Origin of the sequence: Kitasatospora sp. NPDC094016, assembly GCF_040304045.1 — a bacterium.
Lineage (GTDB): Bacteria > Actinomycetota > Actinomycetes > Streptomycetales > Streptomycetaceae > Kitasatospora.
Genome location: NZ_JBEOUK010000024.1, coordinates 85,365 through 108,610, shown reverse-complemented (window position 1 = coordinate 108,610; position 23,246 = coordinate 85,365). Strand labels below are relative to the sequence as shown.

The window sequence follows — 23,246 nt, the reverse complement described above, 5'->3', positions numbered from 1 at the left end:
CGGTACGACACCGGTCGTGACGCGTGGGCAACTCGCGAATGCCCAGGGAAAAAGGACGCGCGCCACTGCGTCCGGTCAGGCGATCATGGCTGCCATGACGGATGCAACCGGACCGGAGCCGCTGGGCGTGTGCCTCGTGGCCAATGTCGCCCAGGAGACCGGTCACGGCGAAGGCGGGTCGGAGATCCGCAAGGGGCTGAGGCACTTCGCGCCGGGGGCGAAGGTGTGGATCGCGCCGCCGGCCTGGGGTGACGGCGGTGACTGCGTCATCGTGGCCGGACGCCACCGGGGCAACAGCCGCCGCTACGTGCGGATCGTGATCAAGAGCCGGTTCCTGGTGAACTTCAGGGTCCACGCCGTCTACAGCCCGGCGCTGGTGCGCGCGTTGACGGAGGCGGAACCCGGCGAGGAGAAGGATTTCGGGGCCCGCCTCCTGTGGGACCAGGAGCAGGCGGAGAGCTGGGCGCGATCCCGGAACGCGCCGAGGACGGCCTGAGGGCGGCGAAGCCGGCGCGCCGGTGGGGCGGCACGCCGGGAACACCCCCGGGTCAGCCCGCGAGGTGCTCCAGGAGCAGCGGCACGATCCGCTCGGCGTCGGCCTCCGGCAGCCAGTGGGTGGCACCCTCCAGCGCAACGAACCGGTACGGGGCGCTGACGCGCTTGGCCGTCAGGTCGGCTGCCTCGCGGCCCAGGGCGCGGTCCTCGGTGCCCCAGACGAAGAGCGTGCGGACGGTGATCTCGCCGGCCGGCACCCGGAGTTCCTCGTTGATCGCCCGGTACCAGTTGAGCCCGGCCGTCAGCACGCCCGGCTCGGTCAGCCGTCGGACGTTGGACTCGGCCTGGTCCGTCGGCAGCGCGCCCCGGTAGATCGCGCGCAGCCTGGCCGCGTCGTCGGCCAGCATGGCCTGTTCGGCCACGTGCCCCGGCAGGCGGAACTCCCTGATGTACTGCGAGCGTTGGCGCTGGTCGCTGTCGTTGTTCAGGGCCTCGTAGAGCGCCTCGGGGTGCGGGGTGGAGAGCACGGTCAGGCTGTGCAGCCGCTCCGGGTGGGTGGAGGCCAGCGCCCAGGCGACGAGGCCGCCCCAGTCGTGGGCGACCAGGTGGAAGCGCGGCGCGTCCAGGGCGTCGGCGAAGCCCAGCGCGTCCGCGACCAGCAGCTCGACGGAGTAGTCCGCGATGTCGGAGGGGCGGGCGTCGGGGGAGTAGCCGCGCTGGTCCACCGCCACCGCGCGGTAGCCGGCCGCGGCCAGGGCCGTCAGCTCGGCGCTCCAGCAGTCGGCGAACTCGGGGAACCCGTGCAGCAGCAGCACGAGTTCCCCGTCGGCGGGCCCGGCGGCCAGCGCGTCGAAGGTGTGCCGGCCGACGGTCAGGCGGAGGGCGGTGGGCAGGGGTGTCGACATGGGTCAGCTCCTGGTGGCGGTCCGTCAAGAGGACGATCAGATCACAGGGCTGACCACGCGGGCGCGGCGGGCATTGTTGCGGGTGGCGCCTTTGCCAACCCTTGATACGGAGGGCCGGTTTCCGTGATGGAGGTGGTGGCCCGGTCGCTGGCCAGGTTCCCGGCGTGGTGCTGCGCAGGAAGTCGGTGGGGTCGACTTCTGGTGTTTAGAGGTGGGTTTCGCGGGTGGCTTGGGCTTGGGCTTGGGCCTGGGCTTGGGCTTGGGTGCGGGCGTGGGTGAGGGCGGGTTTGAGGCGGGGGTCGGGGGAGGGGCGGGCTGTGAGGAGTTCGCCGGCGGTGGTGAGGGCGGTCCAGTAGTGGGCGGGGTCGCCGGTGGTGGGGTGGGGTTGGGTGGCGGTGAGGGAGAGGTAGGCGGTGGTGAGGTTGCCGGTGGTGAACCAGCGGGTGAGGCCGTGTTGGTGGCCGGCGCGGATGCTGCCGTGGGCGTCGATGGCGGTGAGGAAGAGGTCGATGATGGCGAGGTCGCGGTCGTCGGGGGTCTTGGGGATGTCGAAGACGCCGAGGGCTTCGAGGAGTTCGCCGGTGTCGTTCTCGGATCCGGGGCGGGGGTTGGCGAGCAGGGCGTCGTAGCAGTCGTCGAGGCGGCGCTGGGTGTCGGCGGCGGGGATGCCGAGGGCGATGCAGACGGCGCGGGCGGAGCGCAGGGGCTGGCGGGTGCGGCGGGCGAGGGTGGCGTAGGCGTCGGCGGGGGTGGAGCCGGTGTCGAACAGGTGCCGGGCGGTGAGGGGGAGTCGCATGGTGGGCACCTGTTCAGACGGCGAGGAGGGTGGAGGTGGGGGGCGTGGGGGCGATGAGGGCCCAGACGAATTTGCCGATGCCGCCGGCGCGGGGGCAGCAGCCCCACTTCTCGGCGAGTTCGTTGATGAGGAGGACGCCGCGTCCGTGTTCGTCGTCGGGGGTGGGGGTGTGGAGGGAGGGGCGGCCGGTGCCGGCGTCGTGGACTTCGAGCCGGAGGCGGTGGTCGGGGGTGAGGGAGAAGCGGATTTCGATGAGGCGGTCGGTGGGGGCGTCGGTGTGCTGGACGGCGTTGGCGAAGAGTTCGCCGAGGAGGAGTTCGGCGGTGTCGCGGTAGCGGTCGCCGGTGGGGAGCGCGGCGAGGTAGGCGCGGAGCAACTGCCGGGCGATGGGCGTGGATTCGGTCCGCGAGTCGAGGCGGGCGGCGAACGTGCGGGGCCGACGGGAAACGAGCATGGTTGTGCACCTCAGGGGCGGAATGGGGTTAACTTCACCACTGCTGGTGATTGACTGATGACGAACAGTCAACCGTCCTGTCCTGTGGTCGGCTATGGCCGAGCCGAGCCGGGAAGTTGAAACCCTTGAAACCCGTCTGCAGGGGGGAACTGTCGTGCGAACCGACCGCGAACCGAACCGAAAGCTCGCTTCGTTGATGACCGAAGCCGCTTGGGGCAACGGCGAATTGGCGCGGGCCGTCAACCGGACCGGTACCGAGGCCGGGCAGCGGCTCAAGTACGATGCCTCGGCTGTTTCTCACTGGCTCGGCGGCACTTCGCCTGCGGCGAAGGCCCTGCCGGTGGTCTTGGAAACGCTGGCACGGAGACTCAAGCGGCCGATCACCGCTTTCGAGGCCGGATTTCGCGACAGGCCTACCACCGTTGAGGAGTCGACGGATACGGTGTCAGGGCTGATCGATCTGGGGAGCCTCGATATGGACCCATCCCGGCGCGGAGTTCTCACAGCCAGCTTGTACTCGGTAGCTCTCACCATTCCGGGTTGGCCCGACCTGGTAGGCCGTTTCGAGAAACTGCGGACCAACCCGCACCTGCGGATCGGCATGGCAGAGGTCCAGTCGGTCGCCGCCATGACCGAACGGATCAGCGACCTGGACGACCAGTTCGGTGGCCGGATGGCGCGACCGATGGCCGCCTCGTTCCTGGTCAACACGATCGCCCCGTACCTACGGGCGGACGCCACCGAGGACGTTCGCGAGGCGATGCTGTCGGCCGCCGCTGACCACTGCTACCTGACCGGCTACATGGCGATGGACGAGCGTCACGATGCCCTGGCCCAGCGCTACTACATGAAGGCTCTGGAACTGGCAGGGCATGCGGGCGATCACCTCACGTACTGCACCACCCTGCGCGGCATGAGTGTGCAGGCCGTCGACCTCGGCCATGGCAGTGCCGCCACGCGGTTCGCGGATGCCGCCTCGGCTGCCTCCCCGCAGGCCGGCCCCCGGATGAGGGCCTTCCTCGCGGGCCAACAGGCCCACGCCACCGCCCAGACCGGAGACAGGGCCGGAGCCCTGTACCACCTGCGGATGGCGGAAGTCGCGATGGAGCAAGCCGAGTCCAAGGCGAAGGCGTTCGGCTCCTACGACCCGTCCTCCCTCGCGTACCACGAGGCCAAGGTCCGCTGGGAGCTCGGCGACAAACCTGGCGCCATCTCCGCGATGCAGGCGTCCGACCGCCTGCGGTACTCGGTGTACGTGCGCAATCGGGTGCGGATGACCGGCATGCTCGCGGAGTGGAAGTTGCAGGCCGGCCGCCTCGAAGAAGCCTGTGTGGACTGGCATCGAGCTCTCGATGATTACCCGGCTGTCCAGTCCGGTCGGGCCGACGACCGCTTCCGCTCGATGATGGCCATGATCAAGCCCTACCAGGGCAACCGGTACGCGCGCGACTTGTACGACCGCGCTCGGCCGATGGCGAAGGCGGCCTGACCGGGCCGGAGATGCCCAATGGGCAGAACGATGTCTCCTCGGAGAGCTTGGATCGAGCGCATCCGAGCAATGATCCGGAAGTCGTCGCTGCACACCGGCGCGTCTATGGTCGGCTTCGCAGTGAGATACTCCCGGTGAGTAACTCGCTAGCGGCGGCAACGGGGGCGACTGCGTCGAGGTGGCCCCCGGATTCCCGGGCCTCGTCCCCGTGCGTGACTCCAAGGACCCGCACGGGCCGGTGCTCGTCTTCCTGGCCTCGGCCTGGACGTCCTTCCTCTCCTCCGTCCAGGCCGGTGACTTCCCGGAGCGGTGACCAGCTGCCGGGGGCGCATCGTCTTCCGCGTGCGCCTGCCGCAGCCTGAAACGCGCCTTCTGACCAGGCGAAACGCGGATCGGTCCCTACGCTGGGTGTCGGCCCGCCAGCCCCGTCGAAGGACCGCGTATGCGCCGCTCCCGCCTCATGCTGTTCCTGGCCCTGTCCGCCGTGACCGCCTCCGCCCTCGTCGCCGCCGACGCCGCGCCGGACGGGCCGGTCCCATCGGTCAGCCTGCCGGTGCTCCGTGACCCGCAAGCTCAGCAGAAGCTCCACCGCATGACGGACCCGGTGCAGGACTGGGTGGAGTCCGGCGACCCGGCGGCGGACGGCTACGCCGGGACCGTGATCGACGCGTCGAACCAGCACGCCGACATCTACTGGAAGGGCGAGGCCCCGACCGAGGTCCGGGCGCTGCTCGACGCGAACGCCGGCCCCGGCTACACCGTCGACGTTCACCAAAGCCCTTACTCCCGTGCGGAGATGCGCGCCGCGATCGACCGGTTCACCGCCGCTGTGGCGCCCGAGGCGTGGACGTCGATCGGCCCGCAGGAGGACGGCACCGCCATCGCGATCACGTACGTGCCGACGAAGGCGACGCGGCCGACCGGCGGCGCCACGACCGAGCAGGCGTACTCCCGGATGGCCGCCGAGATCGCCGGGATGCCGGTGACGGCCACCGTCGAGGGCATCCCGGCAGCGCTGTCCGGCAGCCGGCACTCCGACAGCGCGCCGTACTACGCGGGCGCCGAAGTCAACACCGGCAAGGCCTCGTTCTGCTCGACCGCGTTCAGCGGTTGGAAGGACAGGACGAAGGTGCTGCTGACCGCCGCACACTGCGGCGCCGGCCGGTACTACAACGGCACCAACGGCTACATCGGCGACCTGTACGCGATCGGCGACGGTTTGGACGTCAGCATGATCGCGATCAACGGCGGCGGCGCCGGCCGGTTCTACGACGGCGCCTGGTCGGACAGCGGCGGTTCGTCGCGACGCACGTACGGGATCGGACGCAACAACGTGGGGGACCTCGTCTGCCTCAGCGGCGCCCAGTCGGGGTGGAAGTGCGACGTGGAGGTCAAGAAGGTCGATGTCGAGACGACGAACGACGAGGGGACGAAGATCAAGCCGGTGGACATCGCGGAGTCGAAGGGCGGTGACCGACGGGCGATCGGTGCGAAGGGCGACAGCGGCGGCCCCACACTCGCCAACCCGTCCGGCGCGAACGGCGACATGGAGGCTCGCGGCGTGATCGTGGCCGGAAGGTCGGAGGTCGGATGCCCGGCCGGATCGACGGCACACTCGACGACCTGCTACACGCAGGTGCTCTACGTGCCGATGACGCCGGTGGTGAACCAGATGGGCTTCTCGCTCTCCTGACGGCAGCGCGAGCGGGGAATCCCGCCCCCGCCGAGGAGGAGTGTCAATTCCGCGGGTTGAGGCGGCGGGTGGGTTCCGCCGTCGTCGGGTCCTCGGGCCAGGGGTGGCGGGGGTAGCGGCCCCTGAGATCCGCGCGGACGGCGCGGTAGCCGTTGTGCCAGACATGAGATCACCTCGAAGGGGCGGAGGGGGGCAGCCGAACCACCGTTGGTGGTTGACTGATGGCGAACAGTCACCAGTCCTGCCCTGTGGTCGGCCCTGGCCGACGCAAGCCGGGAGGTTGAAACCCTTGAAACCCGCCTGCGAAGGGGAAACTCTCGTGCGAGCCGACCGTGTGTCCAACCGCATGCTGGCCTCGTTGAATCGAGAGCCGGTTGATCCACCGCTTCTCTTCGGTTGTGTCTCGTAGGGGCGCGACCAGCCAGGGCACGAGCCGAGGGGCGGGCACAGCGGCGATCTGCTCAACCGGGTGGAGAAGCCCCTGATTGCAGGACTCCGCAGTCCAGACTGTGAACCGGGCGTTGGCGCAGGCCGGGTTGATGCCGATCTCACCTTTGGGGCTGACGCCGTTGAATGGCGTCGAGATGCCCTCCTTGTTCCAGTACGCCCATGCTTCCAGGGCCTTGACCTGCTCGAAGCAGTGGTAGAGCAGCGGGTAGCGCTCTAGGAGCCGGACTTCCCGGAAGATCAGCTGGCCGAGGAGGTGCGGTGCCGTCTCGGCCAGCGTGCCCGGGTCCGCCTCGTGGAACGTGAAGTCCCGGATGTCCTGGCGAGGTGGCAGTGTGGTGGCGGCGAAGAGGTGGGACAGACGCCGGCGGACGTAGTCGGCGGCCGGGGCCGCCAGGCCGGGCTCGATGCGTCCGACGAGGCCGTGGAGCCGGGTGTAGTCCGGGTGGAACAATCCGAGGTCGAAGAGGGTGCCCATGCCGTCCACAGCGGAGAAGGCGAGGTTCTTGTAGAGCCGGTTGTTCATCTCCCCGCGGTCCGCGTACTCGCGGGTGGCCCGGCTGGTGGAGTGGAGCATCAAGTACTCGGCGACGGTCTCGAAGTACAGGTAGCCGAGGTAGGGAAGGACCGGGACCGTGGCGGCGAGTGCGTCGATGAACGGCCCGTCGGGTGCCGCCTTGCCGCTCGCGTTGCGCAGGAGGGTGTCGAGGAACGACGCCGCGACGCGCACCCGGGCCACGACGGATCGCAGGACTTGGGTTTCCTCGGCGGCGGTGAGGACGTGTCGGCACTCCTGGTAGGCGCGTAGATGGACGCCGCCCAGACGCAGGTAGTCGAGCCCCTTCAGCGGCGCCGGGCCGACGGGGTTCACTTCGATGACCAGCGGTGTGCTGTTGCTCCGGCTCTCCAGCAGGTACGAACCGAGGTTGTGGGGACGCAGCCCGCCAGTCGGTGTCGGTGTGAGTGGGGAGCCGTAGACAGCTCCGACCAGGCAACCGGTGGAGGCCAGCAGGTGGCCGCTGGCGCGTACGGCTGCCAGGTCGCGGGTCAGGTGGAGCAGGTGGATCGGGGCGCCGGCGGCGAGCGAGCAGAGCATCGCGTTGTCGCGCAGCAGCCGTCCGTTGGGGGCTTGTTCGAGGCGCTGGTACCAGTCGGCGTCGGTGTCGGCGAGTCCAGCCGGTGATGAGCGGCTGGGCAAGGCCCCGTAGTCGGTGTGGGCGTCGTCCCATTCGGCGTGCACGGGGTTCTCCTACTCGGGCAGCGTGGCGCGGAGCGCGTGTTCCAGCGCCTGGGTGTCGGTGGCGCCGTCGAGGCGTGCCTGTTCGCTGTGGACCACCAGGTCGTGGGCGACGGGGTGGAGCCAGACGGGGACGGGCAGGCGAAGTCGGCTGGGGTCTGGCCACCAGCGGGCGAGGGGCAGTCGGTAGCGGTCGAGGGCATCAGCGGCCTTGAGGAGGTCCGCCGCGTCCTGGTGCCGCCGGTAGGCGCTCGTCTGGTCGTCCGTGAAGGCGTGGTGGGCGACATCGTGGAGGGCGACGGCCGTGGTCGCCTCGGGTGTGGGGGCGGTGCCGAGGGCGGCGGCCACGGTGGTGGTGTTCTCGGCGAGCCAGCGGGCGGCGCGCTGTCCGTGGCCCGGGTCGTCGCGGTCGTGGTGGCGCCGGCAGTCGTGGCAGGCCGCCGCGACGGCGAGGGCCTGGGTGCGGTCGGGGTCGGTGCCGTGGTCGTGGTCGTGGTCGTGGTCGTGGTCGTGGGCGAGGATCTGCACCAGGAGCGCGACCCGGGCTCCGTGCCGGACTCCGTGGATGGAGTCGGCAGCCTCCCTACGGGCGAACCAGGGGCCTTCGGGTACCAGCAGGAGCGGACGGTATGGGATGGTGGCCCGGACACCCGGACCGGTGGGACGGTTGCCGGCGATCCAGGCCAGTGTGGTCCGGTCCATGTACTGGTGGTCCGGGAGATGGCCGGTCTCGGCCAGTACACGCAGCGGCGCGTTCCCGGGATGCGGTGTCGGCGGGATCATGAAGGGTTCCTCAACTTGGGGTCGGGTGCGATGGGCGTCACGCTGGGCGTGGTGGTGCTGACGATGGGAGACCGGCCTGCGGAGCTGACGGCGCTGCTGGACTCGGTACGGGCCCAGGACGGCGGCGACAGCGGCGTGCGGACCGTGGTGCTCGGGCAGGGCGTGGAGCTGCCCGAACTGCCGGACTGGGTGGACGCCGTGGAGCTGCCGGAGAACCTCGGCATCCCCGGCGGCCGCAATGTGGGCGTCGAGCGGCTGCGCGAACTGGGCGGCGTGGATGTACTGGTCGTCCTGGACGACGACGGCTTGCTGCCCCGCACCGACACCTTCCGCCTGGTCCGGGCAGCTTTCGAGCAGGACCCGCAGTTGGGGATCATGTCCTTCCGTATCGCGGATGAGACCGGGTTCACCCAGCGTCGGCACGTCCCCCGCCTCGGCGCCAGCGACCCGATGCAGTCCGGGCCGGTCACCACCTTCCTGGGCGGCGGCCATGCCATCCGGATGAGCGTGATCGACCAGGTTGGGCTGTTCCCCGCTGCTTTCTTCTACGCCCACGAGGAGACCGACTTCGCCTGGCGTGCCCTGGACGCGGGCTGGCGCATCGACTACCGCGCCGACATGGTGCTCCAGCACCCCCGCACCGACCCGGCCCGGCATGCCACCTACTACCGGCTGACGGCCCGCAACCGGGTCTGGCTGGCCAAGCGCCACCTGCCCGCGGTGCTGGTACCGGTCTACCTCACCTCCTGGGCGCTGTACACGCTGGTCCGCCGGCCGCCGCTGCCCGGTCTCAAGGCGTGGTGGTCCGGCTTCTTCGAGGGTGTGCGCACGCCGTGCCCGCCGCGTCGGCCGATGCGGTGGAGCACGGTGTGGCGGATGGCGAAGCTGGGCCGACCGCCGGTGTTCTGACGGCCGGCCCAGCGTGGTCAGGTCCAGATGGCGTGGAGGGCGTCGATGACGCGCTGCACGTCCGTGCCGGTCATGGTCGGATAGCACGGCAGGGACAGTTGCTGGGCGGCGATCTGCTCGGTGATGGGCAGGTGGCAGTCCAGGTAGCGGTAGGCGGCGAGGCGGTGGACCGGCTTGAAGTGCACGCTGGTGCCGATCCCGTAGGCGTCGCGGAGCTCATCTGCCACCGTGCCCCGGGTCCGACCGCCAACCGGATCGATCAGGACGGGGTAGAGGAACCAGCCGTGCCGGACGCCGTCCAGGACGGTCGGCAGCCGCAGCCCCGGAAGGCCTGCCAGGGACCGGTCGTAGGAGGCGGCGATCCGGGTCCGGCGCGCGGTGAACTCGGTGAGCTTCTGGAACTGCTGGAGGCCGACCGCAGCCGTGATGTCCGACATGGTGTACTTCAGGCCCGGCATGGTGACTTCGTAGTCGGCGGTGCGGCGCTTACCGTGCCGCTGCCACACGGAGGAGTCGATGCCGTGCCGGCCGGCTCGCCTTCGGGCCGGCCGTGAGCCGGCCCGAGCGAAGGGTGTCTAGAACCTCGGCCTCCTCCTGCCCGAGCGAGGGACGGTTCCAGGGCAGGAACGATGCGGTGGCCGTCACGGCTGCCCCCACGCGGCCGTGTACTCGGACCGGTACTGCCGGCATGCGGGGGTGCGCAGGGTCCGCACCGTGCCGGCGGTGAAGGCGTCCACCAAGCCCCGATGGTTGTCGTACTGGGGCTCGTTCGGGTCCGTGACCTGGCGGCTGGCGAAGAGGTCGGCGATCTCCTGCACGCCGTCCTTGAGGGTGGTGGAGCAAGCCCCGGGGATGTGGCGCGCGAGGCGGGCGAAGCTGACCCGGTAGTCGCGGGCGTCGGCTTCGTCCCGCTCCGGACCGCGCTGGATCTTCGAGCCGGGCACGATGGCGGCCACGGTCTCGGCGATGTCGGCGATGGTGTGGTTCTCCTGGTCGCTGCCGACGTTCCACGCGCCGGTCAGGTCGCCTTCCAGGACGGTGGCGAGCACCTGGGCGACATCGCCGACGTGGACGAGCGGGCGGCGCTGTGCACCGCCGTTGAGTGGGATGCGCCCGGTGGCGACGGCGCGTGAGGCCATGGAGTTGACCACGGAGTCCAGACGCTGGCGGGGCGAGGCGCCGTGGACGGTCGCCAGCCGGAGGCTCGTCAGGGCGGTAGCGCCTGCGAGGACGTCGGACAGGCGTCGTTCGGCGAGGACTTCGGTCCAGGCGTAGATCCCGAGCGGGTTGGGCTCGGTGTCCTCGTCCACGGTGCCTTCGTGCCGGCCGTAGACGCTGCAGGAGGAGAAGAACACGTACCGGCCGACACCGGCACCGGCGGCGGCCTCGGCGGCGATCAGCGGAGCGGCGTAGTTCAGTTCGACGGCCAGCTCCTCGTCCAGTTGGCAGGCCGGTTCACCCACAATCCCGCCCAGGTGCACGACGGCGTCCGCGCCGTCGCAGACCCGGGCCAGCAGGTCGAGGTCGCGCAGGTCCCCGCTGACGAACGCGGCGGCGGTGGGCAGGAGCCGTCCGGGGGCGTCCTTGCGGTTGTAGATCAGGCCGTCCGCGACGGTGACGTGGTGGCCGAGCGAGACGAGGTGGTGGGAGGCGACGGAGCCGATGTATCCGGCCCCGCCGAGCAGCACGACGCGCATGGGGTAAGGGTCCCTTCGTTCAGGCGGCCGGAGCGGCGGCCGGGGTGGTGAACCAGTCCGGGATGGCGTCCGGCGTGGTCCTGAGCCAGTGCACGTAGCGGTCGATGCCCTCGGTGAGGGTGATGGCGGGGCGCCAGCCGAGCAGGTTGGTGGCCCGGCGGGGGTCGGCGAAGCCTCCGCGCGGGTCGCCCTCGGGCATCGGAGTGTCGACGAACGCGGCGTCGGGGTAGTGGGTGGCGATCAGCTCGGCGATCCGCCGGACCGAGGTTGGGTGGCCGGTGCCGATGTTGATGGTCTGGCCGGCGGCCTGGTCGGTGACGAGGGCGAGGATGGTGGCGTGCGCGATGTCCTCGACGTGGACCATGTCGCGCACCTGGTGGCCGCCGCCGTTGAGCCGCATCGGCTGGCCGGTGTGGGCGGACAGGGTCAGCCACGGGACCACCCAGGAGTGCGAGCCCGGCTTGGGAATCTGGGGGTCGCCGTAGACCGAGAAGTACCGGACGATCGAGTACCCGGTGCCGCTGCCGCCGAGCATCAGGCGCACCTGGTGCTCGCCCCACAGCTTGGTGTTGGCGTACACCGAGATCGGGGTCAGCGGCTGGTCCTCGGTGAACCGCGCGGCACCGTTCTGGGTGGGGGTGCCGTCGCCGTAGACGGAGGCGGAGGACACGAACACCAGCCGCTTCACGGACGAGGTCACCACGGCGTCCAGGACGGTCTGAGTGCCATGCACATTGGCGGCGAACGCGGTGTCGGGCCGACGGGTGCAGGCAGCGACATCGGCGTACGCGGCGGCGTGGATCACGTAGTCCGCGCGGTCGGCGAGCCATTTCACGGTGGCCCGTTCGCGCACGTCGCCAAGGACGACCTGGGCGCCGTACTGGTCCACTCGGAACAGGTCACGCACGGGGTGCGGGTAGGCGTCGAACCTGTCCAGGACGATCGGCCTGGCTCCGTGCGCGGCGAGCTGGGCGACGATGCGGCTGCCGACCAGGCCACCGCCACCGGTGACCAGCACGCCGGCCCCGGCCAGCTCGCCAAGGCGCGGGTCGCGGTACACGTCGGCCATGAGGCATCGGCCTCCTCTGGAGTGCGGGTATGTGCAGTCAGTGAACATCCGGACACGCTCCGGCGGTACGGTGGTGGCCCGCCCATCCCGTTCAATCTGTTCAAGATCGATTCTGGGGGCACGAGTTGACTGGGCGTAAGGAACCGAACCGGCAGCTGGCGGCCGTCATCGAGGAGGTCGGTTGTACGTACGAAGCCCTGGCCAAAGTGGTCCGCGGCGTTGCGGCGGAATCCGGTGAGACGCTGCACACCTCGCGGTCGGCCGTGCTCTCCTGGGTGAGGGGCGGCGCTCCAACGGGCGGAACCGCGGCCTACCTTGCCGAGGCGTTGACGAGAATGGCGAAGCGGAAGGTGACGACCGCCGAGATCGGTCTAGGCTTCCCGGCGTTCGGGGAGGCCATGACCCCCGATCCTCTGGCAACCGCTGCCGATCTCGGGAGACTTGTCATGTTGCACCGTCGCGACTTCCTCGCCCTCGCCTTCGCGGCTGGCACCGTGGGGCTCCCGCTCACCTACGACCACCAGGCCGTCGCCGAAACGCTGCGAGGTGCGAAGACCGGTCGCAGGGCCGGCGCCGAGGAGGTGTCCACCGTCCGGCAGCTCACCGAGATGTTCAGGACCGCTGACGAGAGGCTGGGCGGCGGCTATGGGCTCTCCACGGTGTCGTCCTACCTGGCGGACGCCGTCGTGCCGATGCTCCAGGCCACGTTCCCGTCCGAGGAAGTGCGGCGGAGTGCGTACGGGGCAGCGGCCGAGCTGGCGACCCTGGTCGGATGGAAATGCCACGACCTCGGCCGCGAGGGTGCTGCCCAGCGGTTCTACCTCCTCGCCTACCAACTCGCCTGCGAGTCCGACCCCGCAGGCCACGGGGCCTGGATGATGCGCGCCCTCACGCACCAGGCCCTCGACCTGAACCAGACCACGCACTGCGTCGAGCTGGCCGAGGCAGCGCTGTCACGCGCCCATGGGAAGGTCGACCGCAAGACGGAGTCGCTGCTGCTGGTGACAGCCGCCCGGGCATATGGCGCAAGCGGCCAGAGCAAGAACGCTGCCGGAGCACTCCTCGCGGCTGAGAACGCGATGCTCGCCGGTGATGACGACGTTCCCTCGTACGCCAGTGCGTCAGGCCCGGTCGCGGCCACGGTGGCCTCGCACACCGGCAAAACGCTGACCGAGATGAAGGAGCACCGAGCCGCTGAACAGCATTATCGGGCGGCCCTGCGGGACCGTGCTCCGTCGACGTACCAGCGAGTTCGCGGCCTGACCCTCGCGAACCTCGCCAAGTCCGTGGCTGCTCAACATCGTCAGGAGGAGGCTGTGATCCTCTGGAACGAGTGCTTGGACCTCATGGACGGCGTGGCATCCGACCGGAACAAGAAAGAGCTCAAGATGGTGCGCGCGACCATTGCCGTCTATCGCACACGAGGAATTCCCGGCGCTCCCGAGCTTGCTCGGCGGGTTTCCGAGCTCGTATCCGCGTGACCTCGGATTCACTGGCGGATCACGGGGCACCCGAGGTCTCGGCCGCAATCGTGCTGTTGGTCGGGTTGCTCCAGGGATGGCTGCCCGCCGGTTCCGAGGGTTTCCGGAAGTTCCTGATCCTCTTCACCTCCGTGATCCTGGCGCTCGTCCTCTACTCCGAGATCCGGACGAACCGGCGCGACTGACGGCGACGCAGCCGGGCAGCGGCGGCGGTGTCGTCAATCGCGCCGGCTACTTCCGGGCGTTGAGGCGGCGGGTGGGTTCCGCCGTCGTCGGGTCCTCGGGCCAGGGGTGGCGGGGGTAGCGGCCCCTGAGATCCGCGCGGACGGCGCGGTAGCCGTTGTGCCAGAAGCTCTCCAGATCGCCGGTGACGGCGGCGGGGCGACCGGCGGGCGACAGCAGGTGAATGGTCAGCGGGACACGTCCTCCGGCCAGGGCAGGGGTCTTGGTCCAGCCGAAGAGTTCCTGCAACTTGACGGCCAGCACCGGGCGTTCGGCGGTGTAGTCGACTCGTATCTTCGAGCCGGACGGCACGGTGATGCGTTCGGGGGCCAGCTCGTCGAGGCGGCCTGCTTCCCCGGTGGCCCAGGGGAGGAGCCTCTGGAGGGCAGACGTTGTGTCGATCCTGGCCAGGTCGGCGCGGCGGCGGGCGCGGGACAGTTCCGGCTCCAGCCACTCGTCGGCGCGTTCCAGCAGCGCGGCGTCGGAGACGTCGGGCCAGGGGGCGCCGATCGCCGCGTGCAGGAAGGCGAGACGTTCGCGCAGGCCGGGGGAGGGCCAGGTGAGTAGAGCGGAAACGCCCTCGCGGGCCAGGCCTTCGAGGATGGCGCCCCGGACGAGGGCCCGGTCGGGGCGGCTGAGCGGCTTCTCGGCGAGTTCGATCGCGCCCAGCGACTCGACCCGGCGGGAGACGACCTCGTCGCGGCGGGTGTCCCAGTGGACTTCCTCGCGGGATTCGAGCAGCGAGGCACCGGCAAGCCGGGCGGTGTCCTCGTCCAGTGCCGCAGCGTGCAGGATGCGGGCGGAAGGTGAGCCGGCCGGGCGGTCGGCGACTGCGATGGCGAGCCACGGCAGTGTGCCGAGCGCGGTGCCGGGCGCGAGTTCGGCCGCCGTCCCGGAGGCCATCAGGTACGGGCTGCGCTCGCCGGGGGCGGGCCGCTCCACCCGGGCGCGGGCGATGCGTTCGGGGAAGGCGAGGGCGACGACGAGGCCGGCGGCGGTCGTGTCGGGCAGCTGAGTGGCGGGTTCGGAGCCGGCGGCGCGCAGGAGGCGGCGGACTTCCTCGCGCCAGCGGCCGGCGTAGGGGTCGTTGGCGGAGCGGACCGCCCGCCAGACCGCGCCGAGGTCGTCGCCGAGGGCGCGCGGCGGTTCCTCGGAGAGCAGGGCGACCACCTCGGCCGCTCGACGGGCGCCGACGGCAGGGGCGCCGTCCACGAGCGCGCGCCCCAGCCGGGGGTGCAGCCCGGTGCGGGCGAGGCGGATGCCGCGCGGGGTGGCCCGGCCGTCGGTGTCGACGGCGCCGAGGGCCTGGAGGGTCTGCCGGGCGGCGGCCATCGCCCCGGCGGGCGGGGCGTCGGGCAGGGCGAGGCCGGTGGCGTCCGGGTCGCCCCAGCAGGCGGCCTGGAGAGCGAACGCGGTGAGGTCGGCGAGGGCGATTTCCGCGGTGGGGAAGCGGGCGGCGAGGGCGTCCTCGGCCTCGTTCCAGCAGCGGTACACGGTGCCGGGGGCCTCGCGGCCGGCACGGCCGGCGCGCTGGCGGGCGGCGGCGAGCGAGGCGCGGACGGTGACCAGCCCGGCCAGGCCCCGGGCGTGGTCGGTGCGCGGTTCGCGGGCGAGCCCGGCGTCGACGACGACGCGGACGCCGGGCACGGTGAGCGAGGACTCGGCGACGGCGGTGGCGAGCACGACGCGGCGGCCGTCCGAGGGGGTGAGGGCGGCGTCCTGGACGGACTGCGGGGCGCGGCCGTGGAGTTGCAGGACGTCCGCCGCCACGGTGGACAGCTGCCCGGCGACACGGCTGATCTCGCCGACGCCGGGCAGGAAGCAGAGCACGTCGCCCTCCTGCTCGGCGAGCGCCCGCCGGACGGTGGCGGCGACGTGGTCGAGCAGCGCCGGGTCGACCCGGGTGCCGTGGGCGGGCCGGACGGCGCGCGGCGGCGGCGCCCACACCGTCTCGACCGGGTGGGAGACCCCGTGCGCCTCCACCACCGGCGCGCCGCCGAGGAGTTCGGCCCAGGCCGCGGTGTCGGAGGTGGCCGAGGCGCAGACCAACCGCAGTTCGGGCCGCAGCGCGGCCCGGACGTCGAGGAGGAACGCGAGCGCGGTGTCGGCGTCCAGGTGCCGTTCGTGGCACTCGTCCAGGACGACCACGTCCACTCCGGGCAACTCCTGGTCGCGCTGGAGCCGTTGCAGCAGTACGCCGGTGGTGACCACCTCGACGACGGTGGAGGGCCCGACGCGACGGTCCCCGCGCACGGTGTAGCCGACCCGCCCGCCGACCGCCTCGCCCAGCAGCCAGGCCATCCGCCGGGCGGCGGCCCGGACGGCGAGCCGGCGCGGTTCGGCGACCAGCACGCGAAGCGTCGGGCGCTCGGGATCGAGCAGACCGGCGAGTGCGAGCGGTACCAGGGTGGTCTTGCCGGTGCCGGGCGGTGCGGCGAGGACGGCGGTGCCCTGCTCGTCGAGGGCGCGGTGCAGCGCGGGCAGGGCGGTGCGGACGGGCAGTTCGCGCCAGGCCGGGTTCGTCGAGGTCAAAGGGGCTCAGCCCCGCTCGGCGACGAAGATCGCGGTGCCGGGGATCAGCCGCCCGCGCAGCGGGGACCAGCCGCCCCACTCCTGCTCCAGGCCGGCCGGCCACTCGGGCTCGACCAGGTCGGTCAACCGGAATCCGGCGCCGACGAGTTCGCGGACCCGGTCGCCGATGGTGCGGTGGTGCTCGACGTAGCTGGCGCGGCCGTGCTCGTCCTCCTCGACGTAGGGGGTGCGGTCGAAGTAGGAGGAGGCGGCGGTGAGGCCCTCGACGCCGGGCTCGTCGGGGAAGGCCCAGCGGATCGGGTGGGTGACGGAGAACACCCAGCGGCCACCGGGGCGCAGCACCCGGTGCACCTCGCGCATCAGGGCGGCGGTGTCGGCGCTGAACGGGACGGCGCCGTAGGCGGAGCAGGCGAGGTCGAAGGAGGCGTCGGCGAAGGGCAGGACGGCGGCGTCGGCCTGGACGACGGCGACGGGGGTGGCGCCGCGGTCGAGGTCGATCCGGCGGGAGTGCTGGAGTTGGCGGTGGGAGATGTCCAGGGCGACGGGGCGGGCGCCGCGGCCGGCCAGCCAGCGCGAGCACTGGGCGGCGCCGGCGCCGATCTCCAGCACGTCCTTGTCCGCGACCTCGCCGAGGAGGTGGGCGTCGGCTTCGTCGAGGCCTTCGGGGCACCAGGTGAAGCGGTCGTCGCCGAGGAACTCCCCGTGCTCGTCCTGGTACTCGTCGGCGTTGCGGTCCCACCAGTGCCGGCTGGCCCGGCTGCTCTCCCCGGTGCCGGCCGCGCGCCGTACCGCGTCGTCGCCGTCGCCGTCAAGATCATGCAGGTCGGACTGGGGGGTGGTGGCCACGGTGATAATGCCCATCGCGTAGGGTGTGGAGTGCGGAAGCGCCGCTGCCGAGACCGGGCCCGTCAAGGACCCGATCCTGGTGGTGGCATCCGGGGAAGGGCCCCTTCGGGCGCCACCGCAAGGTGCGCAATCGGAGGATATGGCCTGATCCATACCGGGCTCCACCGTCTTGCCGCTCTTGGCGTTGACCGTGCCTGGCCGTCCCCGTATGCTACAAGTTGCGCTGCGGGCCTGCGCGCCTCAGACGGAGCAGGTCGCGCTCGCATCTGTCGAAGACCCCACGGTCGCAAGACGGACGCCGGATTTCCCGTTTGTGCGGGAGTGCCGGTGCGCCGTGTTCTTGGCTGTCCGGCTTTCGGTGGGAGCGATACGGGCCCTCCGCGTGGCATTACCTACGACTTTCATGTCCGTACCGGAGCCCTTTTCCTAATGACGAGCCCCACCGACTCCTCCCTCAGCACCACCCCGCAGGTCGCGGTCAACGACATCGGCGACGCCGAGGCGTTCCTCGCCGCCATCGACGAGACCATCAAGTACTTCAACGATGGCGACATCGTCGAGGGCGTCATCGTGAAGGTCGACCGTGACGAGGTCCTCCTCGACATCGGTTACAAGACCGAGGGCGTCATCCCGTCCCGCGAGCTCTCGATCAAGCACGACGTCGACCCGCACGAGGTCGTCGCCGTCGGTGACAACATCGAGGCCCTGGTTCTCCAGAAGGAGGACAAGGAGGGTCGTCTCATCCTGTCCAAGAAGCGCGCTCAGTACGAGCGTGCCTGGGGCACGATCGAGAAGATCAAGGAAGAGGACGGCATCGTCACCGGTACCGTCATCGAGGTCGTCAAGGGTGGTCTCATCCTCGACATCGGCCTCCGTGGCTTCCTGCCGGCCTCGCTCGTCGAGATGCGCCGCGTCCGCGACCTCCAGCCCTACGTGGGCAAGGAGCTCGAGGCCAAGATCATCGAGCTGGACAAGAACCGCAACAACGTGGTCCTGTCCCGCCGTGCCTGGCTGGAGCAGACCCAGAGCGAGGTCCGCCAGACCTTCCTCACCACCCTGCAGAAGGGCCAGGTGCGCTCCGGCGTCGTCTCCTCGATCGTCAACTTCGGTGCCTTCGTGGACCTGGGTGGCGTCGACGGCCTGGTGCACGTCTCCGAGCTGTCCTGGAAGCACATCGACCACCCGTCCGAGGTTGTCGAGGTCGGCCAGGAGGTCACCGTCGAGGTTCTCGACGTTGACATGGACCGCGAGCGCGTCTCCCTGTCGCTGAAGGCGACCCAGGAGGACCCGTGGCAGCAGTTCGCCCGTACCCACCAGATCGGCCAGGTCGTTCCGGGTAAGGTCACCAAGCTGGTTCCGTTCGGTGCGTTCGTCCGCGTGGACGAGGGCATCGAGGGTCTGGTCCACATCTCCGAGCTGGCCGAGCGCCACGTGGAGATCCCGGAGCAGGTCGTCCAGGTCGGCGACGAGATCTTCGTCAAGGTCATCGACATCGACCTCGAGCGTCGCCGCATCAGCCTGTCGCTCAAGCAGGCCAACGAGGCGCTGGGTGCCAACCCGGCCGAGGTCGAGTTCGACCCGACCCTGTACGGCATGGCCGCCTCGTACGACGACCAGGGCAACTACATCTACCCGGAGGGCTTCGACCCCGAGGCGAACGACTGGCTGGCCGGCTTCGAGAAGCAGCGTGAGGAGTGGGAGCGCCAGTACGCCGAGGCGCAGTCCCGCTTCGAGCAGCACCAGGCCCAGGTCATCAAGAGCCGTGAGGCCGACGCCGAGGCCGCTGCCGAGGGTGGCGACGCCGTCGCCGCCGCTGCCGGTGGCTCCTACTCGTCCAGCAGCGACGAGGGCTCCGGCGCTCTCGCCTCGGACGAGGCCCTGGCGGCCCTGCGCGAGAAGCTGGCGGGCGGCCAGAGCTGAAGCTCTGACCCGCTGCCAGTACCTGGCGCATAGCTGAACGGTGGGCCCCACCCGGAGAAATCCGGGTGGGGCCCATTTCGTTTTCCGCCTTCGGCCGAGGTTTTTTACTTCACGTTCTTTCGTATTTCGCCTTCACTTATTTGTGGTTTATGTGAAGGAATTTTGTGAGATGTGGCTCATTGTCCGTCTATAGGTCGAACACCGGGTTGCACCTACATTGAGGGGAGCTGCCCGAAAGGCCTCCTTCATGCGCAACGCTCCCACCGCTGCCGGCGACCCCGCGGTCCCCGGGCGGCTCGCCGCCCTCGGCCGGTTCTGCTTCCGCCACCGCCGCTGGGTGCTCGGCCTGTGGGCCGTCGTCCTGGTCGTGGGCGTGCTGATCGGCGGCCGGGTCTTCGAAGGAACGGTGGCCGGCGCCTCCTCCGCCACCGCCGAAGCCGACCGGGGCGGCGCGGTGGTCGCCGCGACCGACCCGGCCCGCGGCACCGTCACCGCCGTCGTGGACGGGAAGCCGGTCGACGACCCGGCCGTACGGGCCGCCGTCACCAAGGCCACCGCCGACCTCGCCGCCCTCCCCGGCGTCTCCTCCGCGCTCGACGCCTACGGCACCGGCCCGGCGCCCGCCGCACTGCGCTCCGCCGACGGCACCGCGAGCCTGGTCACCGTACGGATGGCCGACACCAGCACCTCCGCCCAGGCCGACGCCGTCACCCACCGCCTCGCCGCCCTGAACGGCGAGGCCGGTACCCACGTCACCGTCGGCGGGGACCTGGTGCTCCAGGACGAGGTCAAGAAGCAGACCGAACAGGACACCCGCTTCGGCGAGATGGTGACGCTGCCGCTCACCCTGATCGTCATGGTGCTGGTCTTCGGCGGCCTCGCCGCGGCCAGCCTGCCGGTGATCGGCGCGGTCGCCTCGGTGGGCGGCGCGCTGCTGGCCATGTTCGGTTTCAGCCGGATCATGGACATCGACACCAGCGTGCTGCCGATCGCCACCGTGCTCGGGCTCGGACTCTCGATCGACTACGCGCTGCTCATGGTGAACCGCTTCCGGGAGGAACGCGGGCACGGCGCGGGCATCGCCGCCGCCGTCGAACGCACCGCCGCGACCGCCGGGCGCACCGTCGCCTTCTCCGGCCTCACCGTCGCCGTCGCGCTCTCCGGCCTGTTCGTCTTCACCAGCCCGGTGCTCGGCGCGGTCGCCGCCGCCGGGGTGAGTGTGGTGGTGATCGCGGTCGCCGCCGCGCTGACGCTGATCCCCGCGCTGCTCGGCTTCGCCGGCTCCCGGATCAAGGCGCCCGCCGCGCCCGTCCCCGACGAGGGCTTCTTCAGCCGGACCGTCCGCCGGGTCGGCAAGCGGGCGGTGCCGGTCGCGCTCGCCTGCGTCGCCCTGCTGATGGCCGCCGGTGCGCCTTTCCTGCACGCCGACATGCGCAACTCCGGCGCCGCCGTGCTGCCCGCCTCCTCGGCCGGGCGGCAGGTCGCCGACGCCGTCGACCAGCGCTTCCCGCAGGCGGCGGCCGCGCCGATCACCGTCGTCGTCGAGGGCGGCGCGCCCGTCGCCCAGGCGTACGCGGACGACGTCGTCGCCAAGCTGCCCGGGGTCGCCGGGGTGCGGGCGGTGACCCCGGTGAGCGACTCGGTGTCCACCGTCGACGTGCTCGTCCACGGCGACCCGCAGGGCCACCAGGCCAAGCAGGTCGTCCAGGAACTGCGGGACGACCGCGGCGGGCTGAAGACCTACGTCACCGGCGGCGCGGCCTCGGTCGTCGACTTCGAGGACGAGCTGCTGTCGCGGGGCCCCTGGGCGCTCGGGCTGGTCGCGGTCGGCACGCTGGTGCTGCTCTTCCTGATGACCGGCTCGGTGGTGATGCCGGTCAAGGCGCTGCTGATGAACCTGCTGTCGCTGGGCGCCTCGCTCGGCGCGCTCACCCTGGTGTTCCAGGACGGGTACTTCAGCGGGCTGCTCGGCTTCAGCCCCACCGGCGGGCTGGAGACCTTCATCCCGGTGCTGGTCTTCGCCTTCGCCTTCGGGTTGTCCATGGACTACGAGGTGTTCCTGCTCGCCCGGATCAAGGAACTGCGGGACAAGGGGCACAGCTGCACCCGGGCGGTGGAGCTCGGGGTCCAGCGCAGTGGCCGGATCATCACCTCGGCGGCGCTGCTGATGGTGATCGTGTTCGCCGGGTTCGCCCTCGGGGACATGCTCATGGTCAAGCAGATGGGCATCGCGCTGGCCGTCGCCGTCGCGGTGGACGCCACCCTGGTGCGCTGCCTGCTGGTGCCCGCCGCGATGAGCCTGTTCGGCGAGTTCAACTGGTGGGCGCCCGCCCCGCTGCGGCGTCTGCACCGGCGCTTCGGGCTGAGCGAGCACGTCGAACTGCCGACCGTCGGCGAGGCGGCCGTCGGCGCGACGGCCGTCCCGGCCCCGCGACCGGAGGCCAGGGACCTGGTGGGCTCAGCGCAGTCGGCGCAGTAGGTCGACGCCCGCCCGCAGGGCCAGCCGCTCCTCGGGGGTGAGGCGGGCCTCGATGGCGGCGGCGATCCGCTCCTCCCGGCGGGCGCGCTGCTCCAGCAGGGCGGCGCGGCCCGCTCCGGTCGCGGTGACCAGCAGTTTCCGGCCGTCGGTGGGGTGGGGCTGCTGGGCGACGAGCCCGGCCTCCATCAGCAGGGCGACGGTGCGGGCCATCGACTGGTGGCGGACGCGCTGCAACCCGGCGAGTTCGGCGACGGTGCAGGCGCGTTCGTCGCGGACGAGGACGCCGAGGACACCGGCCTGGTTCTGCGGCAGCTCGTCGCCCGGGCGCAGGGAGCGGACCAGGTCGCCGATGGCGGCGCGCAGCTCGGCGGCGAGTTCGAGGGTTTCGGGAGCCGGACTGTTCATGGGAGAAGAGTACCGGGAGTCTCCACAGCAAAACTGTACAGTCCTGCTGTATGGTCTGCCGCATGAGGATCACCAAGTTCGGACACGCCTGCGTACGCCTGGAGCACGACGGGACGACCGTCGTCGTCGACCCCGGGGCGTTCACCGACCCCGCCGCGCTGACCGGGGCCGACGCCGTCCTGATCACCCACGAGCACATGGACCACTTCGAGGAGGCCCGGCTGCGCGCCGCCCTGGAGGCCGACCCGGCCCTTCGGGTGTGGACCAACAGCGCGGTCGCCGCCCTACTGGACGGCGTGGCGCAGCGCGTCGCCGTGGTCGGCGAGGGCGACGCCTTCGAGGTCGGCGGGGTCGGGGTGAGCGTGCACGGCGAGTGGCACGCGGTCATCCACCGGGACATCCCGCAGGTGAAGAACATCGGCTTCCTCTTCGACGGCCGGCTGTTCCACCCCGGCGACGCCTTCACCGTGCCGCCGCACTCGGTGGACACCCTGCTGCTGCCGCTCGCGGCGCCGTGGAGCAAGGTCAGCGAGGTCGTCGACTACGTCCGGGAGGCCGCCCCGCGGGTGGCGGTGCCGGTGCACGAGGCGATGCTGAGCCCGATCGGGCACATGGTCACCACCCGGCTGCTCGGGCCGGACGGGCCGGGGACCGGCGCGGAGCTGACGGTGCTCGGGGAGGGCGAGAGCCTGGAGCTCGGCTGACGGCGCCGGGGGCCGGGAGGTCGGTTGCGCGATGGTCGGCCGCTGGTCCCGGCGGTCCGGGCGCCGGTAGCCTGACGCCATGCTGAAGATCGGACTGACGGGTGGCATCGGCGCCGGCAAGAGCGAGGTGTCCCGGCTCTTCGCCGCCCACGGCGCGGTGATCGTGGATTCCGACGTGATCGCCCGCGAGGTGGTCGCGCCCGGGACGGACGGTCTGGCGGCCGTGGCCGCCGAGTTCGGGCCGCAGGTGCTGCGCGAGGACGGGGCGCTCGACCGCCCGGCCCTCGGCGCGATCGTGTTCGCCGACCCGGCGCGGCTCCAGGCGCTGAACGCGATCGTCCACCCGCTGGTGCGCGCCCGATCCGCCGAACTGGAGGCCGCGGCCGCGCCGGACGCGGTGGTGGTGCACGACGTGCCGCTGCTCGCGGAGAACGGCCTCGCCCCGCTGTACGACCTGGTCGTGGTGGTCGACGCGGCCGACGACGTGCGGGTGGAGCGGCTGGTGCGGCTGCGCGGGATGGCCGAGGACGAGGCCCTGGCCCGGATGGCCGCGCAGGCCTCGCGGGCGGACCGGCTGGCGATCGCCGACGTGGTGATCGACAACGGCGGGCCGCTGGAGGCGCTCGCGGCGCGGGTCGACGAGGTGTGGGCGGAGCTGGTGAAGCGCGCCGCCGCTGCCTGAG

21 protein-coding genes and 2 pseudogenes are annotated in these 23,246 nt (G+C 71.3%); 11 read left to right on the top strand and 12 right to left on the bottom strand.

The window, feature by feature from the left end; genetic code table 11:
• Positions 1-94: 94 nt before the first annotated feature.
• A complete protein-coding gene (locus ABT015_RS22460; RefSeq protein ID WP_350881718.1) occupies positions 95-496 on the top strand; it encodes a hypothetical protein in 402 nt (133 codons plus the stop codon).
• Between the two features lie 52 nt (positions 497-548).
• Here the strand turns inward: ABT015_RS22460 and ABT015_RS22455 are convergent, their stop codons facing one another.
• The 3 genes from ABT015_RS22455 to ABT015_RS22445 all read right to left on the bottom strand — a co-directional run bounded on the left by ABT015_RS22455 (position 549) and on the right by ABT015_RS22445 (position 2,650).
• Entirely contained in the window at positions 549-1,400 is an 852-nt protein-coding gene (locus tag ABT015_RS22455) for an alpha/beta fold hydrolase (protein ID WP_350881716.1), read from the bottom strand.
• 205 nt (positions 1,401-1,605) lie between these two features.
• Entirely contained in the window at positions 1,606-2,196 is a 591-nt protein-coding gene (locus ABT015_RS22450) for a hypothetical protein (protein WP_350881714.1), read from the bottom strand.
• A 13-nt stretch (positions 2,197-2,209) separates the two neighbouring features.
• The gene (locus ABT015_RS22445; protein WP_350881712.1) at positions 2,210-2,650 is read right to left on the bottom strand and encodes an ATP-binding protein; all 441 of its coding nucleotides are present in this window, start codon (positions 2,648-2,650) and stop codon (positions 2,210-2,212) included.
• Between the two features lie 94 nt (positions 2,651-2,744).
• Between ABT015_RS22445 and ABT015_RS22440 the strand changes: the two genes are divergently transcribed.
• The 3 genes and pseudogenes from ABT015_RS22440 to ABT015_RS22430 all read left to right on the top strand — a co-directional run bounded on the left by ABT015_RS22440 (position 2,745) and on the right by ABT015_RS22430 (position 5,832).
• Positions 2,745-4,139: an NsdA family TPR-like regulatory protein gene (locus ABT015_RS22440; protein WP_502897376.1), complete on the top strand. Its 1,395-nt coding sequence runs from the start codon at positions 2,745-2,747 to the stop codon at positions 4,137-4,139.
• Between the two features lie 160 nt (positions 4,140-4,299).
• A pseudogene (locus ABT015_RS22435) lies at positions 4,300-4,452 on the top strand (DUF397 domain-containing protein); the annotation flags it as partial.
• A 129-nt stretch (positions 4,453-4,581) separates the two neighbouring features.
• On the top strand, positions 4,582-5,832 hold the full coding sequence (locus ABT015_RS22430) for a chymotrypsin family serine protease (protein WP_350881710.1): 1,251 nt from the start codon (positions 4,582-4,584) through the stop codon (positions 5,830-5,832).
• A gap of 43 nt (positions 5,833-5,875) precedes the next feature.
• Here the strand turns inward: ABT015_RS22430 and ABT015_RS22425 are convergent.
• The 3 genes and pseudogenes from ABT015_RS22425 to ABT015_RS22415 form a co-directional block, all read right to left on the bottom strand.
• Positions 5,876-5,992, bottom strand: a pseudogene (locus ABT015_RS22425) (ATP-dependent helicase C-terminal domain-containing protein); the annotation flags it as partial.
• A 72-nt stretch (positions 5,993-6,064) separates the two neighbouring features.
• The gene (locus ABT015_RS22420) at positions 6,065-7,519 is read right to left on the bottom strand and encodes a hypothetical protein (protein ID WP_350881708.1); all 1,455 of its coding nucleotides are present in this window, start codon (positions 7,517-7,519) and stop codon (positions 6,065-6,067) included.
• A gap of 9 nt (positions 7,520-7,528) precedes the next feature.
• Positions 7,529-8,299, bottom strand: a complete 771-nt coding sequence (locus ABT015_RS22415) for a hypothetical protein (protein ID WP_350881706.1) — start codon at positions 8,297-8,299, stop codon at positions 7,529-7,531.
• Positions 8,300-8,329: 30 nt separating this feature from the next.
• On the opposite strand from ABT015_RS22415, the gene ABT015_RS22410 reads away from it, so the two are divergent.
• Positions 8,330-9,208, top strand: a complete 879-nt coding sequence (locus ABT015_RS22410; protein ID WP_350881704.1) for a glycosyltransferase family 2 protein — start codon at positions 8,330-8,332, stop codon at positions 9,206-9,208.
• A 17-nt stretch (positions 9,209-9,225) separates the two neighbouring features.
• Here the strand turns inward: ABT015_RS22410 and ABT015_RS22405 are convergent, their stop codons facing one another.
• The 3 genes from ABT015_RS22405 to ABT015_RS22395 form a co-directional block, all read right to left on the bottom strand.
• Positions 9,226-9,714: a DegT/DnrJ/EryC1/StrS family aminotransferase gene (locus ABT015_RS22405; protein WP_350881702.1), complete on the bottom strand. Its 489-nt coding sequence runs from the start codon at positions 9,712-9,714 to the stop codon at positions 9,226-9,228.
• Positions 9,715-9,849: 135 nt separating this feature from the next.
• Positions 9,850-10,905 (bottom strand): NAD-dependent epimerase/dehydratase family protein, encoded by a 1,056-nt coding sequence (locus tag ABT015_RS22400; protein WP_350881700.1) that lies wholly within the window; start codon positions 10,903-10,905, stop codon positions 9,850-9,852.
• Between the two features lie 19 nt (positions 10,906-10,924).
• The gene (locus tag ABT015_RS22395; protein WP_350881698.1) at positions 10,925-11,974 is read right to left on the bottom strand and encodes an NAD-dependent epimerase/dehydratase family protein; all 1,050 of its coding nucleotides are present in this window, start codon (positions 11,972-11,974) and stop codon (positions 10,925-10,927) included.
• A 125-nt stretch (positions 11,975-12,099) separates the two neighbouring features.
• Here ABT015_RS22395 and ABT015_RS22390 point away from each other — a divergent pair, with 125 nt between their 5' ends.
• Together ABT015_RS22390 and ABT015_RS22385 are read left to right on the top strand one after the other, a co-directional pair.
• Positions 12,100-13,455, top strand: coding sequence for an NsdA family TPR-like regulatory protein (locus ABT015_RS22390; protein ID WP_350881696.1), 1,356 nt, complete (start codon positions 12,100-12,102; stop codon positions 13,453-13,455).
• On the top strand, positions 13,452-13,640 hold the full coding sequence (locus ABT015_RS22385) for a hypothetical protein (protein WP_350881694.1): 189 nt from the start codon (positions 13,452-13,454) through the stop codon (positions 13,638-13,640). Before ABT015_RS22390 ends, ABT015_RS22385 begins: the two co-directional genes overlap by 4 nt.
• Positions 13,641-13,686: 46 nt before the next feature.
• Here ABT015_RS22385 and hrpB read toward each other — a convergent pair whose 3' ends face one another.
• A complete protein-coding gene (gene hrpB, locus ABT015_RS22380) occupies positions 13,687-16,209 on the bottom strand; it encodes an ATP-dependent helicase HrpB (RefSeq protein WP_350881692.1) in 2,523 nt (840 codons plus the stop codon).
• Positions 16,210-16,215: 6 nt separating this feature from the next.
• Positions 16,216-17,070 carry a class I SAM-dependent methyltransferase gene (locus ABT015_RS22375; protein ID WP_350881690.1) on the bottom strand — a complete coding sequence of 285 codons (855 nt, stop codon included), beginning with the start codon at positions 17,068-17,070 and terminating at the stop codon, positions 16,216-16,218.
• A gap of 414 nt (positions 17,071-17,484) precedes the next feature.
• On the opposite strand from ABT015_RS22375, the gene rpsA reads away from it, so the two are divergent.
• Positions 17,485-18,975: a 30S ribosomal protein S1 gene (rpsA, locus tag ABT015_RS22370; RefSeq protein WP_063347134.1), complete on the top strand. Its 1,491-nt coding sequence runs from the start codon at positions 17,485-17,487 to the stop codon at positions 18,973-18,975.
• Positions 18,976-19,222: 247 nt separating this feature from the next.
• Positions 19,223-21,454 (top strand): MMPL family transporter, encoded by a 2,232-nt coding sequence (locus ABT015_RS22365; RefSeq protein ID WP_350881688.1) that lies wholly within the window; start codon positions 19,223-19,225, stop codon positions 21,452-21,454.
• Here ABT015_RS22365 and ABT015_RS22360 read toward each other — a convergent pair.
• Positions 21,434-21,859: a MarR family winged helix-turn-helix transcriptional regulator gene (locus ABT015_RS22360; protein WP_350881686.1), complete on the bottom strand. Its 426-nt coding sequence runs from the start codon at positions 21,857-21,859 to the stop codon at positions 21,434-21,436. The two genes, ABT015_RS22365 and ABT015_RS22360, sit on opposite strands and share 21 nt — an antisense overlap.
• 62 nt (positions 21,860-21,921) lie before the next feature.
• Here ABT015_RS22360 and ABT015_RS22355 point away from each other — a divergent pair, with 62 nt between their 5' ends.
• A complete protein-coding gene (locus tag ABT015_RS22355) occupies positions 21,922-22,563 on the top strand; it encodes an MBL fold metallo-hydrolase (protein WP_350881684.1) in 642 nt (213 codons plus the stop codon).
• A 79-nt stretch (positions 22,564-22,642) separates the two neighbouring features.
• Complete coding sequence (gene coaE, locus ABT015_RS22350; RefSeq protein ID WP_350881682.1) at positions 22,643-23,245, top strand: dephospho-CoA kinase; 603 nt, start codon at positions 22,643-22,645, stop codon at positions 23,243-23,245.
• Position 23,246 lies beyond the last annotated feature (1 nt).

Bases quoted from the DNA above. Each gene is read 5' to 3' on its own strand.
- ABT015_RS22360 (WP_350881686.1), bottom strand. From the start codon at position 21,859: ATGAACAGTCCGGCTCCCGAAACCCTCGAACTCGCCGCCGAGCTGCGC.
- ABT015_RS22395 (WP_350881698.1), bottom strand. From the start codon at position 11,974: ATGGCCGACGTGTACCGCGACCCGCGCCTTGGCGAGCTGGCCGGGGCC.
- ABT015_RS22355 (WP_350881684.1), top strand. From the start codon at position 21,922: ATGAGGATCACCAAGTTCGGACACGCCTGCGTACGCCTGGAGCACGAC.
- ABT015_RS22450 (WP_350881714.1), bottom strand. From the start codon at position 2,196: ATGCGACTCCCCCTCACCGCCCGGCACCTGTTCGACACCGGCTCCACC.
- ABT015_RS22375 (WP_350881690.1), bottom strand. From the start codon at position 17,070: ATGGGCATTATCACCGTGGCCACCACCCCCCAGTCCGACCTGCATGAT.
- rpsA (WP_063347134.1), top strand. From the start codon at position 17,485: ATGACGAGCCCCACCGACTCCTCCCTCAGCACCACCCCGCAGGTCGCG.
- ABT015_RS22460 (WP_350881718.1), top strand. From the start codon at position 95: ATGACGGATGCAACCGGACCGGAGCCGCTGGGCGTGTGCCTCGTGGCC.
- ABT015_RS22410 (WP_350881704.1), top strand. From the start codon at position 8,330: ATGGGCGTCACGCTGGGCGTGGTGGTGCTGACGATGGGAGACCGGCCT.
- coaE (WP_350881682.1), top strand. From the start codon at position 22,643: ATGCTGAAGATCGGACTGACGGGTGGCATCGGCGCCGGCAAGAGCGAG.
- ABT015_RS22430 (WP_350881710.1), top strand. From the start codon at position 4,582: ATGCGCCGCTCCCGCCTCATGCTGTTCCTGGCCCTGTCCGCCGTGACC.
- ABT015_RS22445 (WP_350881712.1), bottom strand. From the start codon at position 2,650: ATGCTCGTTTCCCGTCGGCCCCGCACGTTCGCCGCCCGCCTCGACTCG.
- ABT015_RS22400 (WP_350881700.1), bottom strand. From the start codon at position 10,905: ATGCGCGTCGTGCTGCTCGGCGGGGCCGGATACATCGGCTCCGTCGCC.
- ABT015_RS22415 (WP_350881706.1), bottom strand. From the start codon at position 8,299: ATGATCCCGCCGACACCGCATCCCGGGAACGCGCCGCTGCGTGTACTG.
- ABT015_RS22455 (WP_350881716.1), bottom strand. From the start codon at position 1,400: ATGTCGACACCCCTGCCCACCGCCCTCCGCCTGACCGTCGGCCGGCAC.
- ABT015_RS22365 (WP_350881688.1), top strand. From the start codon at position 19,223: ATGCGCAACGCTCCCACCGCTGCCGGCGACCCCGCGGTCCCCGGGCGG.
- ABT015_RS22440 (WP_502897376.1), top strand. From the start codon at position 2,745: ATGGCCGAGCCGAGCCGGGAAGTTGAAACCCTTGAAACCCGTCTGCAG.